The organism is Streptomyces sp. NRRL B-24085 (genome assembly GCF_001282115.1).
Taxonomy (GTDB): domain Bacteria; phylum Actinomycetota; class Actinomycetes; order Streptomycetales; family Streptomycetaceae; genus Streptomyces.
Genome location: NZ_LJBR01000265.1, coordinates 1 through 13,017 on the forward strand (window position 1 = coordinate 1; position 13,017 = coordinate 13,017).

Below are 13,017 nucleotides of genomic sequence, written 5' to 3' on the forward strand. Positions count from 1 at the left end.
GGGTGGAGGGGGCGGGCAGGGGGGTGCACGGACTCCGGGCCCACGCTTTTCACAGCGCGGCCGGAGAGCCGGGTCACCCCTTCTTCTTCGCCGCCACCAGCTCCTCCAGCCGGTCGAACCGCTCGTGCAGGGCATGCAGCGTCTCGGCAGCCACATGGTGTCGCCGCTTCTGCTCCCGCGCCACGAACCAGGTGGCGAGCGCCGCCGTGACCATGCCGTAGGTCGTGATCCCGACGACCATGACCACCGTGCCGACCAAGCGGCCCCACCAGGTCACGGGGTAGAAGTCGCCGTAGCCGACGGTCGTCGCCGTCTCCACCGACCACCACAGGGCCTTCGGGTACGAGGTCAGGTCGGCGCCCCGCGCGCCCTCCTCGGCGACGACCACCGCCCAGGAACCGGTGAGCATCACCGCGAGAAGGACGAGGGTCGCGCCGCCCGCCGCCTTCAGATGGAGCGGGCGGCCCTGCCGGCCGAGCATCAGGTCGACGACCTTGGCGAGGAATCCGGGCAGCATGCGCACTCCTCGAAGTCCGCGGGCGGGGGCGGGCGTACCGGGCCAGTGTCGCCGCCGGGAGGGCGCCCGGCACCTCGGACAGGGCGTTCGCGTCGCGGTTTCCGGGACAAGCTGATCATCGGACGGCACAATGGCGGCAAGGGTCGCAGGGGCGAGAAGGAGCACAGTCGTGAGCGAGAGCCACACCCCGTCGGGTGCGTCGGCGAGGCTGAACACAGGTGTGGCGCACAACGCGCGCGTGTGGAACTACTGGATCGGCGGCAAGGACCACTACGAGGTCGACCAGCGGGTCGGCGACCACGTGGCCGGGATGTTCCCGGTCATCCGGGAGATCGCCCGCGCGGACCGCTGGTTCCTGGGCCGCTCGGTGCGCTTCCTCGCCGAGGAGCAGGGCATCCGGCAGTTCCTCGACGTGGGCACCGGGCTGCCGACGGTGGACAACACCCACGAGATCGCCCAGCGCATCGCGCCCGACGCGCGGATCGTCTACGTCGACAACGACCCGATCGTCCTGGTCCACGCGCGCACCCTGCTGACCAGCACGCACGAGGGTGTCACCGACTACATCGACGCCGACGTCCACGACCCGGCCGCCATCCTCGAACGGGCCGCGCGGACACTGGACTTCAGCAAGCCGGTCGCGGTGATGATGCTCGGCATCCTCAACTTCGTGCTCGACACCGACGAGGCGCGCAGGATCGCGCGCGAGATCATGGCCGCGATGCCCGCCGGCAGCCATCTGGCGCTGACCCACCCCACGTTCGACAGCGAAGTCGGCGGCGAGGGCCAGATCCCGGCCATGAAGTTCTGGAACGAGAACGCCACTCCGCCGATCACGGCCCGCAGCGGCGCGGACATCGCCGCGTTCTTCGAGGGGCTCGACCTCCTCGAACCGGGCCTGGTCTCCTGCTCGCAGTGGCGTGCCGGCTCCGACTCCCCCGCCGTGGTACCGCAGTACGGCGCGGTGGCCGTGAAACCCTGACGCGGGACCGTCCGGCCGAGCCCGTCGTCGTGGAGGACGTATGACCACCCTTGCCGACCCCGTCCCCGGAGGCCGTCCCGGGGACGTGGACCGGGCCACCGCACTGAGCGAGGAGCTGTCCGCGAAGGGCGTGCACGGTGTGGTCCTGGCCTATGTCGACACCGCGGGCATCTGCCGGGTGAAGACGATCCCGACGGCGAAGCTGCCCTCGGCCGCGGCCTGGGGCGTGGGCATGTCGCCGGTGTTCGACACCTTCCTGGCGAACGACTCCATCGTCACCACCGACACCCTGGGCTCCCCCGACGGCGATCTGCGCCTGTACCCCGACCTCGACCGGCTCGTGGTGTTGGCCGCGCAGCCCGGCTGGGCGTGGGCGCCGGTGGACCGGATCACCCAGGAGGGCGAGCGCCACCCGGGCTGCTCCCGCACGGTCCTGCGGCGGATCGTCACGGCGGCCGCCGAGCGGCACGGGATCACCTTCGAGGCGGGCATCGAGATCGAGTGGGCGGTGGGCCGGGGCCCGGCGGCGGAGGGCGACTTCGTGCCCGCCGTGTCGGGACCGGCGTACGGCGCCACCCGGCAGGTGGAGCTGAGCGACTACGCGGCCGACGTGCTGGCTGCCTGCGCCGAGCAGGGCGTCGAGGTCGAGCAGCTGCATCCCGAGTACGCGGCCGGGCAGTTCGAGATCTCGACGGGTGCCCTGGACCCGGTGGCGGCGGCCGACGTCAGCGTCCTGGTGCGGCAGACGATCCGGGCGGTCGCCCAGCGGCACGGACTCGTCGTCTCCTTCTCCCCGGCGGTCCTCGCCGAGGGCGTCGGCAACGGCGGCCACCTCCATCTCTCCGCCTGGCGCGACGGCGTGAACCTGCACTCGGGCGGCAAGGGCCGGTACGGCATGACGCGCGAGGCCGAGTGGTTCGTCGCCGGTGTCCTCGCCCACCTGCACGCGCTGGCCGCCCTGACCGCGCCGAGCCCGGCCAGCTATCTGCGCCTGAAGCCCTCGCAGTGGGCGGGGGTGTTCACCGCCTGGGGCCGGGAGACCCGGGAGGCTGCCGTCCGGATCGTCACCGGCACCGCGGGCCTGACGGACCGGGCCGCCAACCTGGAGCTGAAGCCGGTGGACCTGGCCGCGAACCCGTATCTCGCGCTCACCGGTCTGATCGCCGCCGGGCTCGACGGACTGACCTCGGCCCTGCCCCTGCCCGGGGAGGTCACCGGCGATCCGGCCCTGCTCGCCGCCGACCGGGCCGCCGCCCTGGGTGTACGCCGGCTGCCGACCTCCCTGTCCCAGGCGGTCCGGGCCTTCCGCGCCGACGAGCAGCTGCGGGCGGCGCTGGGGCCGGTCCTCGCGGACGCCGTGGTCGCGGTGCGCTTCGGGGAGAGCGACTCCGTGGCCGACCTGGACGACGAGCAGATCGCGGCGGCGTACCGCTGGAAGTACTGATCATGGGCGGACTCGTCCACGAGGCCCTCGCCGCCGCCCGGCTGGTGGACCACCACTGCCACGGTGTCGTCACCGGCGCGCTCGACCGGGCGGGCTTCGAGTCACTGCTCACCGAGGGCGAGGCCTGGCCCGGGATCTCTTCCTTCGACACTCCCGTCGGTGTGGCGGTCCGCCGGCACTGCGCACCCCTGCTGGACCTCCCCCGCCACGCGCCGCCCGACACCTACCTGGCCCGCCGTGCCGAACTCGGCCCGCACGAGGTCAACCGCCGCTTCCTGACCGCCGCGGGCACGGACGTGTTCTGCGTCGACACCGGGTACACGCCGGACCGCATCACCTCGCCCGGGGAACTGGCCGCGCTCGCGGACGGGACGGCCTACGAGGTCGTACGGCTGGAGGCTGTCGCGGAGGCGGTGGCCGCGCGGGGCGTGGAGCCGTCGGGGTACGCCGACGCGTTCCGGGCGGCCGCCCTGGAGGCCGTGGGGCGTCCGGACGTGGTGGCCGTCAAGTCCGTCGCCGCCTACCGCACCGGTTTCGACCTGGACCCGGCGCGCCCCTCGGGCGCGGAGGTCACCCGGGCCGCCGCCGCCTGGTTCGCGCGCGGCGGGCGGCTGGCCGATCCCGTCCTCGTACGGCATCTGCTGTGGACCGCCGTGGAGCTCGGGCTGCCGCTCCAGCTGCACACCGGGTTCGGTGACAGCGACATCCGGATGCACCGGGTGGATCCGGCCCACCTCACGGACTGGCTGCACCTGACCGCGGGCACGGTCCCGGTCCTGCTGCTGCACTGCTGGCCGTACCAGCGGCAGGCCGCCTACCTCGCCGCGGTGTTCGAGCAGGTGTACCTGGACGTGGGCCTGACCCTGCACCACGTCGGCCCCGCGCGGTCCCGGGCGGTCCTGGCGGAGGCGCTGGAGATCACGCCGTTCCGCAAGCTGCTGTACAGCTCCGACGCCTACGGAGTGGCCGAATTCCATCTGCTCGGCGCGCTCTCCTTCCGGCAGGGCCTCGCCGGGCTGCTCCAGGAGCGGGTGGACGCCGACGAACTCAGCCTGCCCGACGCGCTGCGCATCGCGGCCTGGACGAGCGGGGACAACGCCCGCCGCCTCTACGGACTTCCCGCCCCGTCCCCGTCCCACCAGGCGGGTGCGACTCAGCACCCCCGTCCCCGGAAAGTATGATCTAGCAATGTCTGACTTGACCGAAACCACGCCCGGCTGGCTGAGCGCCGACGATCTCGAGCAGGCGCGCGCCCGGATGCCCATCCTGTACGTCGAGGCCGTGCCCGTGCGCGTCGACGACAGCGGCGAAGTCACCAGCGTCGGCCTGCTGCTGCGCATCGGACCCGACGGAACGGTCAGCCGGACTCTGGTCTCCGGCCGCGTTCTGCACCACGAGCGGGTCCGGGACGCCCTGCTGCGGCACCTGGAGAAGGACCTGGGGCCCGTGGCGCTGCCCCGGATCCCGTCCTCGCTCCAGCCGTTCACGGTGGCGGAGTACTTCCCCACGCAGGGCATCACGCCCTACCACGACCCGCGCCAGCACGCGGTCTCCCTCGCCTACGTGGTCCCGGTGACCGGCGACTGCCGGCCCCGGCAGGACGCCCTGGACCTGGTGTGGTTCAGCCCCCAGGAGGCCCTGTCGCCGGCGGTGGCGAGCGAGATGCCCGGCGGTCACGGAGTGCTGCTCAAGCAGGCGCTGGCCCACGTGGGCTGCGCGGTCTGAGGCCCCCCTCCGTCCCCGGTCAGTCGGTCTCCTTGCGCTGGGTCGTGCCGGGCGCGCCGCCGTCCCGGGTCCACTGGACGACGAGTTCGTCCTTGCTGCCGAAGCGGACCAGGTGGCTGCCGACGACGCCCTCCAGCAGATCGAGGTGCTCGGAGTCCGTCTCCAGCGTCAGCAGCAGCGCGCCGTCGGTGGCGGTGAGGGAGCCCTTGCCTCCGTTCTGGAAGAGCAGGCTGCCCTCACCGCGCTCCTCGTCCCACGTGGTCTCGCTGCGGCGCCCGAGGTGCGAGGCGAGCTGCTTGGCGTAGCGGTGCGGGCGGTCGGTGGCGACGCGGGCTTCGGAGCGGGGCATGGGAACTCCCAGGAGTGCGGTGGCGCGTTACGGACCCGATGCTGCCGCAACACCGGCCGCACCGGGTTCGTTCCGCGCCCCTCGCACATCGCAGGGCAGGGCTGCGGCCTAGGAGCGGGTCCTGCTGGTCATGGAGAACTCGTCGGCCTCCGCCAGGTCGAAGTCGCCGTGGTCGCTGCCCAGGCCCTGTGCCACCAGCGCCGCCGCGGCACAGCCCAGGACCGCCGCCTCGCGTGGCGTGCGGTCCAGGCTCATCCCGCGCAGGAAGCCCGCCGAGAAGGCGTCGCCGCAGCCGGTGGTGTCGACGACCTCGGCCTCGAAGGCCGGCACCGTCTCCGTGCCCGAGGCGGTCACCAGGAGGGCGCCGTCGCCGCCGCGGGTGACCGCGACCAGGCCCACCCCGCCGACCAGGAACCTCTTCGCGCCGGTGACGACGTCCTGTTCCTCGCTGAAGCCGAGGACCTGGTCCTCGTTGGGGAGGAGGAAGTCGACGTACGGCAGCAGCGGTTCGATCTGGTCGAAGGTGCCGAGCTCGCCCGGCGCGAGGAGGTCCACCGAGGTGACCACGCCGTGCTCCTTGGCGTGCGCCAGGATGCGGGCGGCGACGTCGGCGCCGATCAGCTCGGGTCCGCCGAGGTGCAGGTGGCTCGCCTCGGCGACCGCGTCCCAGGGCACGTCGTCGAGGCCGTAGGTGATGTTGGCGCCGAGCAGGTGGAGGGTGGGGCGGTCGCCGTTGGGGCGGATGGGCAGGACCGTCGCGGAGGTGGAGGTGTCGATCCGGCGGACGAGCAGCGAGGTGTCGATCCCCGCCTTGTCGAGAAGGGCCGTGAGCAGGTCGCCCGTCGGGTCGGCGCCGATCGCGCCGGCGGTGCGCACCGAGGCGCCCAGCTTGGCGAGGGTGAGGGCGGTGCCCGCGGCCGTGCCGGCGGCGGTCATGCGGATGTCCTCGACGAGCGTCGCGCCCTGTCCCTCGGGTATCTCCTCGACCGGCCGGACCAGGACGTCCAGCACGTGCACGCCCATGGTGACGACGTTCTGCGCCTTCATCGGGTTCCCTCCTGTGGGGATGGTGCGGATTGCGTGGTGCCGTAGTTGCGGGCGAGGGCTGCCTCGATCACCGCGATCTGCTGCTGTTCGTCGAGGAAGCGGGGCTGTCCCAGGGCGGCGGCGCGCTGGTAGACACCGCAGGCCCACTCCAGGAGCAGTGCGTGCTCGACCGCCTTGTCGAGGGTCGGGGCGTGGGTGACGGCCCCGTGGTTGGCCATCAGGGCGGCGCCCCGGCCCTCCAGCGCGGTGAGCACCGACTCGGCGAGTTCCGGGGTGCCGAAGGTGGCGTAGGGGGCGACCCGGACGGTGCCGCCGAGGGCCAGCAACTGGTAGTGGACGCAGGGCAGTTCGTCGAGGACGAGGGAGAGGGCGGTGGCCATCGGGGCGTGCGTGTGCACGACCGCGCCGGTGCCGTAGCGGCGGTAGACACCCAGGTGCAGGTCGAGTTCTGAGGTCGGCAGGAGGCCGCCGGCCACGATCTCCCCGTCGAGGTCGACGACGGTCACCTGGTCCGGGGTGAGCTCGGCGAGGACCGCTCCGGTCGCGGTGATCGCCACGCGGTCCTCGACGCGGACGCTGACGTTCCCCGCCGTACCGATGAGCAGTCCCTCGGCCCCCAGACGGCGGCAGGCGTCCGCCACGGCGGCCCGCTCCTCGCTCAGCGCCGGGCTTGAGTCGGTCATGCGCGCGACGCTAACCTAAACCTGAAACAAAGTCACGTTCAGGTTCGGAGGTCGTCGCGTGAGGTCGTCGCGTGGATGAGCGGGGGTCGTCCCGTGGCTGAGTCCGTCCCGGGCACCGACCCGGACGCATGGCTCGCCTCCCTGCGCCGCACTCCCCAACAGGCCCGCAGCCGGGCCCGGTTGGCCAGGGTGCTCGAAGCCGCGGAGCGCATCCTGGTGGAGGAGGGCGTCGAGTCGCTCACCACGACCCGGATCGCGTCCGAGGCGCGGGTGTCGGTCGGCTCGCTGTACCAGTACCTGCCCGACCGCGGGGCGATCATCGAGGCGCTCGCGGCCGGCTACTTCGCTAAGCTCGAAGCGGCGATGGACGCGCTGGTGGAGGCGGCGGCCGTCGAACGCTGGGAGGACCCGGTGGGTGTCCTCGTCGACGTGTACGCCGAGATCTACCGCACCGAACACGGCTTCCGCGCTCTGTGGTTCGGCAGCGGGCTGACCGAGCGGACCCGGGCCGCGGACCGCGAGCACAAGCACCGGATGGCCGACGGGATCCGCCGTGTCCTGCTCGCGCTGCACCTCGCCGAGGACGACGAGACCCTCGCCCGCGTCTGCCACGCCGCGCTCCTGGCCGCGGACGCCCTCGCCCAGGAGGCGTTCCGCCGGGACACCAAGGGGGACGCGGCACTCCTGGAGGAGGCGAAGATCCTGCTGCGCGGCTATCTCACGGACATCGCGGCGCGGTACAGACTGTCCTGACGTCGTCGGGACAAGAGGGGGTCTCGTGCAACTCGCCTTCACCGGCCGGGTGATCGAATGGCGGGGCCCGGCCCCCTACTACTTCGTGCCGGTTCCCGACCAGGAGTCCGCCGACATCGGCGAGGTGGCCCGCACGGCCACCTACGGCTGGGGCGTGATCCCGGTCGAGGCCCGGATCGGCGGGGTCGCCTTCACGACCTCCCTGTTCCCGAAGGACGGCGGCTATCTGCTGCCCCTGAAGAACGCGGTGCGGGTGCCGCAGGGGCTCGACGCGGGGGACGACGTGAGCGTCGAGATGACGGTCCGCTTCTGACCCGGTCACCGGGACGCGGACCGGGCACCGCCGGCATCCGTCCAGCCCCGGCTCAGGGCGAGCCGTCCGGACCGGTGTGCTTCCCGCTGTGCGCTCACCCAGCGCACCACCGCTTCCGCGGAGGCCGTGGCCCGCTGGTCGGTCGTGTCGACCAGGTGGGTGTGCCAGCGCGGGTCGTCGGCGGCCCATGACGTCCAGCGGTGCCAGACCATCTCCGGCCAGCCGCCCTCGACGACGGCCTCGGGCAGGTGCCGGGGGTCACGGGCGTGCCCCCGGTGCCAGGCGGCCCAGCCGAGAAAGGCGTCGACCGCCGGGGCGTCCCACCGGCCGGGGTCCCGCCGGGCGAGCCTGGCACGCCGGGTGTCGTCGTCGACGTCGACCAGGCATACGGCGATCCCGTCCAGCAGCGGCGCGGACGGCACGGCCAGCACCTCGCCCAGCGGCGACTGCCCGGTCAGCAGGAGATCGGTCCCGCGGTCCTGGTACTCCAGCGCGCGCCGCACCCACCACTCGGTCGCGCGGTGCCGCCAGTGCGGCCCGGGGTGGTCGGGTACACCGATCTCGTCGAAGTCGTGCACGGCGATCCCCGGGAACCGGTCGGCCGCGGCCAGGGCGAGCGTGGACTTGCCGGAACAGCTGGAACCCGTCAGCTTGAGCAGCACCGGCCCAGCGTGCCAGACGACGCTTCGGCGCCCGAACGCTTTTCCCCCGGGGCCAGCCCGGCAGCCGGTCCCGAACGGCCCCGTATCGTTCGGCCGTGACCGACACCGAGCCCCTGCGGCTACCCGACATGCCGTTGCACGATCCGTTCGTCGTCGCGGACGAGGAGACACGGACCTACCACCTGTACACGTCCAACGAGCCGTCCGTGTCGGGTGTGGAGGGCGTCGGGACGATGGTCTACCGCAGCCGGGACCTGCGGGACTGGACACGGCCCGTCGTGGTGTTCCGGACGGCCGAGCAGGACGGGATCTGGGCACGGGACGGCGGCTGGGCGCCGGAGGTGCACCCCTGGGACGGCAGGTACTACCTGTTCACCACCCTGCACGACGAGGGCCGGGTGCTGCCGGTGCCGCCCGCCGGGCGCTGGGGCACGCCCTTCGCGCTGCCGAACCACGCGCGCGGCACCGTGACCGCCGTGTCCGACTCGCTGCTCGGTCCCTTCACCGTCGTCGACCCGTCCGGGCCCACTCCGCCCGCGGGGCTCATGACCCTGGACGGCACGCTCCACGTCGATCCGGACGGGCAGCCCTGGATGGTGTACGCGCACGAGTGGCTCCAGACCGTCGACGGGACGATGGAGGCCGTCCGGCTGGCCCCCGATCTGACCCGGACGCTCGGCGAGCCCGTCTTCCTGTTCAAGGCGTCGGACGCGTCCTGGCTCGGTGAGCAGATCCCCGCGGGCGTCCCGCACCAGCTCGCGCCCTACGTCACCGACGGCCCGCAGCTCCACCGCACCCCTGACGGCGCCCTCCTCATGCTGTGGTCGACGTACGAGAAGAACACGGCCGGCCCCGACGGCACCGTCAGCGGCGGGTACGTGCAGACCTACGCCGTCTCCAGGTCCGGTGCGCTGACCGGCCCCTGGGAGCAGCGCCGGCCGCTGGTCCGGGACGACAGCGGGCACGGCATGCTGTTCCGGGCCTTCGACGGCCGGCTGATGATGATCCTCCACCGCCCCTTCGAGAACGCCCGCGGGAAGCTGTACGAGATGCGGATCGAGGGTGACGAGCTGCGGGTGCTGCGGCAGCGCACCGACCTCGACGGCGACCGGGTCGGCACCTGAGGCGGGCGTTGCGCGCGGTGGTGGTCACCCGGCCCCGTCCGGCGGTGCCGGGGCGGTGCGAACCCCGCGTGCCGGCGGAACGCACCGCGGAACTCCGTGCGGCGGCCGGCCCGTCTCACATGGCCTGGCGGATCGCCTGTTCGAAACCCTCGACGTGGCTGCGGGCCAGCCGTGCCGCCCGGTCCGCGTCGCCCGAGACGATCGCGTCGATCAGCGGGCCGTGCTCCTCGACATGGCCGGCCATGTCCGAGAGCCGGTCCACGAACAGGCACCAGATGCGGGTGGCGAGGTTGTCGTGGCGGACGAGGGTGTCCTCCAGGTACGGGTTGTGCGTGGCCGTGTAGATGGCGCGGTGCACCTGGAGGTCCAGGTGCATGAGCTGGGCGGAGTCCCGTCCGGGCGCTCCGGCGGACTCGAGTTCGCGCCGCAGCTCCGTCAGGTCGGCGCGGTCGGCGGCCGTGGCGCGCCGCGCGGCCTGTGCCGCTGCCAGGGGTTCCAGCTCCTGGCGCACCTCGGAGATGTGGACGAGGTCGGTGATGTTGACCTCGGTGGCGAAGGTGCCGCGCCGGGGGTAGGTGGTGATCAGCCGCTCGTACTGGAGCCGTTTGAGCGCCTCGCGCACGGGTGTGCGTCCGACGCCGAGGGACTGCCCGAGCTGTTCCTCGTTGATCGGCGCGCCCGGCCGGATCTCCAGCATGACGAGCCGGTCCCGGATGGCGCGGTACGCGCGCTCGGCGAGCGACAGCTCCTCGATCCCGGTCGCGACCTGCTGCATGGATGCCCCCTTGACCTGTGCGGCGAGCTCCCATACCTTACCGCACAGGCTGATATATCAGTTGCCCATTAGACGGCTCCCAGGATGGTGCACAGATGGCAACGAGTACGCCGCCCACCTCGCCGCTCACCACGCCGACCTCGCCCGCCTCCCCGCTCTCCCTCCCCCTCGCTGAACTCGACCCGGACGTCGCCACCGCCGTGGCCGCCGAGCTGCACCGCCAGCAGTCCACGCTGGAGATGATCGCCTCGGAGAACTTCGCCCCGGCCGCCGTGCTGGAGGCCCAGGGCTCGGTCCTGACCAACAAGTACGCCGAGGGCTACCCGGGCCGCCGCTACTACGGCGGCTGCGAACACGTCGACGTGGTCGAGCAGTTGGCGATCGCCCGGGTGAAGGAGCTCTTCGGCGCCGAGGCCGCGAACGTGCAGCCGCACTCGGGCGCCCAGGCCAACGCGGCCGCGATGTTCGCCCTGCTCCAGCCCGGTGACACGATCCTCGGCCTCGACCTCGCGCACGGCGGCCACCTGACCCACGGGATGCGCCTCAACTACTCGGGCAGGCTGTACGACGTCGTGCCGTACCACGTCCGCGAGTCCGACCTGCGCGTCGACATGGACGAGGTCGAACGGCTCGCCCTCGCGCACCGGCCGAAGATGATCGTCGCGGGCTGGTCGGCCTACCCCCGGCAGCTCGACTTCGCCGCTTTCCGCCGGATCGCCGACGCGGTGGGCGCGTACCTGATGGTGGACATGGCGCACTTCGCGGGGCTGGTCGCCGCGGGACTGCACCCGAACCCGGTGCCGTACGCCGACGTCGTCACGACCACCACCCACAAGACCCTCGGCGGCCCGCGCGGCGGTGTCGTCCTCAGCCGCGCCGGCCTGGCCAAGAAGATCAACTCGGCGGTCTTCCCGGGTCAGCAGGGCGGCCCGCTCCAGCACGTGATCGCGGCGAAAGCGGTGGCCTTCAAGGTCGCGGCGGGCGAGGAGTTCAAGGAACGCCAGCGGCGCACGCTGCGGGGCGCGAAGATCCTCGCCGGCCGGCTGCTGGCCGACGACGTGGCGGAGGCCGGGATCACCGTCCTGACCGGCGGCACCGAGGTCCACCTGGTCCTCGTCGACCTCAGGAGGTCCGAGCTCGACGGGAAGCAGGCCGAGGACCGGCTGCACCGCATCGGCATCACCGTGAACCGCAACGCCGTGCCGTTCGACCCCCGCCCGCCGATGGTGTCGTCGGGCCTGCGGATCGGCACGCCCGCCCTCGCCACCCGCGGCTTCGGCGAGACGGAGTTCCGCGAGGTCGCCGACGTCATCGCCGAGACCCTGAAGGGCGAACGCCCCGAGGACGACCTGCGCGCCCGGGTCGGGAAGCTGGCCGCCGCCTTCCCCCTCTACCCCCACCTCGACGGAGGCGCGGCATGACCGCCGAACCGCTGCCGGAGCACCCGGACTTCCTCTGGCGCAACCCCGACCCGAAGCGGTCGTACGACGTCGTCGTCGTCGGCGCCGGCGGCCACGGCCTCGCCACCGCCTACTACCTCGCCAGGAACCACGGCATCACCAAGGTGGCCGTCCTGGAGAAGGGCTGGCTCGCGGGCGGCAACATGGCCCGCAACACCACGATCATCCGCTCCAACTACCTCTGGGACGAGAGCGCGGCGATCTACGAGCACGCCCTGAAGCTGTGGGAGCGGCTGCCGGAGGAGCTGGACTACGACTTCCTGTTCAGCCAGCGCGGTGTCCTGAACCTCGCGCACACCCTCCAGGACGTCCGCGAGGGCATGCGCCGCGTGGGCGCCAACCGCCTCAACGGGGTCGACGCCGAGTGGCTGGAGCCGGACGAGGTCGCCAAGGTCTGTCCCATCCTCAACGTCTCGCCCCGCACCCGGTACCCGGTCCTCGGCGCCACCTTCCAGCCGCGGGCCGGCATCGCCAAGCACGACCACGTCGCCTGGGCGCTGGCCCGCCGCGCGGACGAGCTGGGCGTGGACCTGATCCAGGGCTGCGAGGTCACCGGTTTCCTGAAGGACGGCGACCGGGTGGTGGGCGTGGAGACGAACCGCGGCTGCATCCACGCCGGCCGGGTCGGTCTCGCGGCCGCCGGACACAGCAGCGTGCTGGCCGAGCGGGCGGGCATCCGGCTGCCGGTGCAGTCCCATCCGCTCCAGGCGCTGGTCTCCGAGCTGCACGAGCCGGTGCACCCGACCGTCGTCATGTCGAACCACGTGCACGTCTACGTCTCCCAGGCCCACAAGGGCGAGCTGGTGATGGGCGCGGGCGTCGACTCGTACAACGGCTACGGTCAGCGCGGTTCGTTCCATGTGATCGAGCAGCAGATGGCCGCCGCCGTCGAGCTCTTCCCGATCTTCGCGAGGGCCCATGTGCTGCGGACCTGGGGCGGCATCGTCGACGTCACCCCGGACGCCTCGCCGATCATCGGCCGCACTCCCCTCGCGGACCTCTACGTCAACTGCGGCTGGGGCACGGGGGGTTTCAAGGCCACTCCGGCGGCCGGCTGGACCTTCGCGCACACCATCGCCACGGGCGAGCCGCATCCGCTGAACGCCCCCTTCGCCCTCGACCGCTTCACGACCGGCGCGTTGATCGACGAGCACGGCGCCGCGGCCGTGGCCCACTGAGCACC

At 72.6% G+C, this 13,017-nt stretch carries 15 protein-coding genes; 9 read left to right on the forward strand and 6 right to left on the reverse strand.

From position 1 onward, the window contains the following. Positions 1 to 73: 73 nt before the first annotated feature. Entirely contained in the window at positions 74 to 517 is a 444-nt protein-coding gene (locus tag AOJ26_RS27025; protein ID WP_053850961.1) for a potassium channel family protein, read from the reverse strand. 169 nt (positions 518 to 686) lie between these two features. Here AOJ26_RS27025 and AOJ26_RS27030 point away from each other — a divergent pair, with 169 nt between their 5' ends. From AOJ26_RS27030 to AOJ26_RS27045, 4 genes are read left to right on the forward strand one after another with little or no spacing between them, the layout of a single operon-like run. Continuing rightward, positions 687 to 1,499, forward strand: a complete 813-nt coding sequence (locus AOJ26_RS27030) for an SAM-dependent methyltransferase (RefSeq protein WP_053850962.1) — start codon at positions 687 to 689, stop codon at positions 1,497 to 1,499. A 40-nt stretch (positions 1,500 to 1,539) separates the two neighbouring features. Then, complete coding sequence (locus AOJ26_RS27035; RefSeq protein WP_053850963.1) at positions 1,540 to 2,943, forward strand: glutamine synthetase family protein; 1,404 nt, start codon at positions 1,540 to 1,542, stop codon at positions 2,941 to 2,943. Positions 2,944 to 2,945: 2 nt separating this feature from the next. After that, a complete protein-coding gene (locus AOJ26_RS27040) occupies positions 2,946 to 4,124 on the forward strand; it encodes an amidohydrolase family protein (protein ID WP_053850964.1) in 1,179 nt (392 codons plus the stop codon). A gap of 7 nt (positions 4,125 to 4,131) precedes the next feature. Next, positions 4,132 to 4,668: an NUDIX hydrolase family protein gene (locus AOJ26_RS27045; RefSeq protein ID WP_086724257.1), complete on the forward strand. Its 537-nt coding sequence runs from the start codon at positions 4,132 to 4,134 to the stop codon at positions 4,666 to 4,668. A gap of 19 nt (positions 4,669 to 4,687) precedes the next feature. On the opposite strand, the gene AOJ26_RS27050 is transcribed toward AOJ26_RS27045, so the two are convergent. The 3 genes from AOJ26_RS27050 to AOJ26_RS27060 form a co-directional block, all read right to left on the reverse strand. Beyond that, positions 4,688 to 5,017 (reverse strand): DUF2218 domain-containing protein, encoded by a 330-nt coding sequence (locus AOJ26_RS27050; RefSeq protein WP_053850965.1) that lies wholly within the window; start codon positions 5,015 to 5,017, stop codon positions 4,688 to 4,690. Positions 5,018 to 5,125: 108 nt separating this feature from the next. Beyond that, positions 5,126 to 6,064, reverse strand: coding sequence for a carbohydrate kinase family protein (locus AOJ26_RS27055; RefSeq protein WP_053850966.1), 939 nt, complete (start codon positions 6,062 to 6,064; stop codon positions 5,126 to 5,128). After that, positions 6,061 to 6,747, reverse strand: a complete 687-nt coding sequence (locus tag AOJ26_RS27060; RefSeq protein WP_053850967.1) for a class II aldolase/adducin family protein — start codon at positions 6,745 to 6,747, stop codon at positions 6,061 to 6,063. The genes AOJ26_RS27055 and AOJ26_RS27060 overlap by 4 nt, the downstream gene beginning before the upstream one ends. A 75-nt stretch (positions 6,748 to 6,822) precedes the next feature. Between AOJ26_RS27060 and AOJ26_RS27065 the strand changes: the two genes are divergently transcribed. Further along, entirely contained in the window at positions 6,823 to 7,500 is a 678-nt protein-coding gene (locus tag AOJ26_RS27065; RefSeq protein ID WP_373413179.1) for a TetR family transcriptional regulator, read from the forward strand. A gap of 25 nt (positions 7,501 to 7,525) precedes the next feature. Next, the gene (locus AOJ26_RS27070; protein ID WP_053850969.1) at positions 7,526 to 7,813 is read left to right on the forward strand and encodes a DUF1905 domain-containing protein; all 288 of its coding nucleotides are present in this window, start codon (positions 7,526 to 7,528) and stop codon (positions 7,811 to 7,813) included. 5 nt (positions 7,814 to 7,818) lie between these two features. Here AOJ26_RS27070 and AOJ26_RS43005 read toward each other — a convergent pair whose 3' ends face one another. Continuing rightward, positions 7,819 to 8,475 carry a hypothetical protein gene (locus AOJ26_RS43005; RefSeq protein WP_053850970.1) on the reverse strand — a complete coding sequence of 219 codons (657 nt, stop codon included), beginning with the start codon at positions 8,473 to 8,475 and terminating at the stop codon, positions 7,819 to 7,821. Between the two features lie 128 nt (positions 8,476 to 8,603). Here AOJ26_RS43005 and AOJ26_RS27080 point away from each other — a divergent pair, with 128 nt between their 5' ends. Beyond that, a complete protein-coding gene (locus tag AOJ26_RS27080) occupies positions 8,604 to 9,599 on the forward strand; it encodes a glycoside hydrolase family 43 protein (RefSeq protein ID WP_107092848.1) in 996 nt (331 codons plus the stop codon). Positions 9,600 to 9,714: 115 nt separating this feature from the next. On the opposite strand, the gene AOJ26_RS27085 is transcribed toward AOJ26_RS27080, so the two are convergent. After that, positions 9,715 to 10,374 (reverse strand): GntR family transcriptional regulator, encoded by a 660-nt coding sequence (locus tag AOJ26_RS27085; protein WP_053850972.1) that lies wholly within the window; start codon positions 10,372 to 10,374, stop codon positions 9,715 to 9,717. A 95-nt stretch (positions 10,375 to 10,469) separates the two neighbouring features. On the opposite strand from AOJ26_RS27085, the gene glyA reads away from it, so the two are divergent. Both glyA and AOJ26_RS27095 read left to right on the forward strand, forming a co-directional pair. Continuing rightward, on the forward strand, positions 10,470 to 11,795 hold the full coding sequence (gene glyA / locus AOJ26_RS27090; RefSeq protein ID WP_053850973.1) for a serine hydroxymethyltransferase: 1,326 nt from the start codon (positions 10,470 to 10,472) through the stop codon (positions 11,793 to 11,795). After that, on the forward strand, positions 11,792 to 13,012 hold the full coding sequence (locus tag AOJ26_RS27095) for a sarcosine oxidase subunit beta family protein (protein WP_053850974.1): 1,221 nt from the start codon (positions 11,792 to 11,794) through the stop codon (positions 13,010 to 13,012). The genes glyA and AOJ26_RS27095 overlap by 4 nt, the downstream gene beginning before the upstream one ends. Positions 13,013 to 13,017 lie beyond the last annotated feature (5 nt).

What these genes read in the sequence shown, in the direction of transcription:
- AOJ26_RS27050 (WP_053850965.1), bottom strand. Translation starts at nt 5,017, where the DNA reads ATGCCCCGCTCCGAAGCCCGCGTCGCCACCGACCGCCCGCACCGCTAC.
- AOJ26_RS27035 (WP_053850963.1), top strand. Translation starts at nt 1,540, where the DNA reads ATGACCACCCTTGCCGACCCCGTCCCCGGAGGCCGTCCCGGGGACGTG.
- AOJ26_RS27065 (WP_373413179.1), top strand. Translation starts at nt 6,823, where the DNA reads ATGAGCGGGGGTCGTCCCGTGGCTGAGTCCGTCCCGGGCACCGACCCG.
- AOJ26_RS27080 (WP_107092848.1), top strand. Translation starts at nt 8,604, where the DNA reads ATGCCGTTGCACGATCCGTTCGTCGTCGCGGACGAGGAGACACGGACC.
- AOJ26_RS27025 (WP_053850961.1), bottom strand. Translation starts at nt 517, where the DNA reads ATGCTGCCCGGATTCCTCGCCAAGGTCGTCGACCTGATGCTCGGCCGG.
- AOJ26_RS27095 (WP_053850974.1), top strand. Translation starts at nt 11,792, where the DNA reads ATGACCGCCGAACCGCTGCCGGAGCACCCGGACTTCCTCTGGCGCAAC.
- glyA (WP_053850973.1), top strand. Translation starts at nt 10,470, where the DNA reads ATGGCAACGAGTACGCCGCCCACCTCGCCGCTCACCACGCCGACCTCG.
- AOJ26_RS27060 (WP_053850967.1), bottom strand. Translation starts at nt 6,747, where the DNA reads ATGACCGACTCAAGCCCGGCGCTGAGCGAGGAGCGGGCCGCCGTGGCG.
- AOJ26_RS27055 (WP_053850966.1), bottom strand. Translation starts at nt 6,064, where the DNA reads ATGAAGGCGCAGAACGTCGTCACCATGGGCGTGCACGTGCTGGACGTC.
- AOJ26_RS27045 (WP_086724257.1), top strand. Translation starts at nt 4,132, where the DNA reads ATGTCTGACTTGACCGAAACCACGCCCGGCTGGCTGAGCGCCGACGAT.
- AOJ26_RS27040 (WP_053850964.1), top strand. Translation starts at nt 2,946, where the DNA reads ATGGGCGGACTCGTCCACGAGGCCCTCGCCGCCGCCCGGCTGGTGGAC.
- AOJ26_RS27085 (WP_053850972.1), bottom strand. Translation starts at nt 10,374, where the DNA reads ATGCAGCAGGTCGCGACCGGGATCGAGGAGCTGTCGCTCGCCGAGCGC.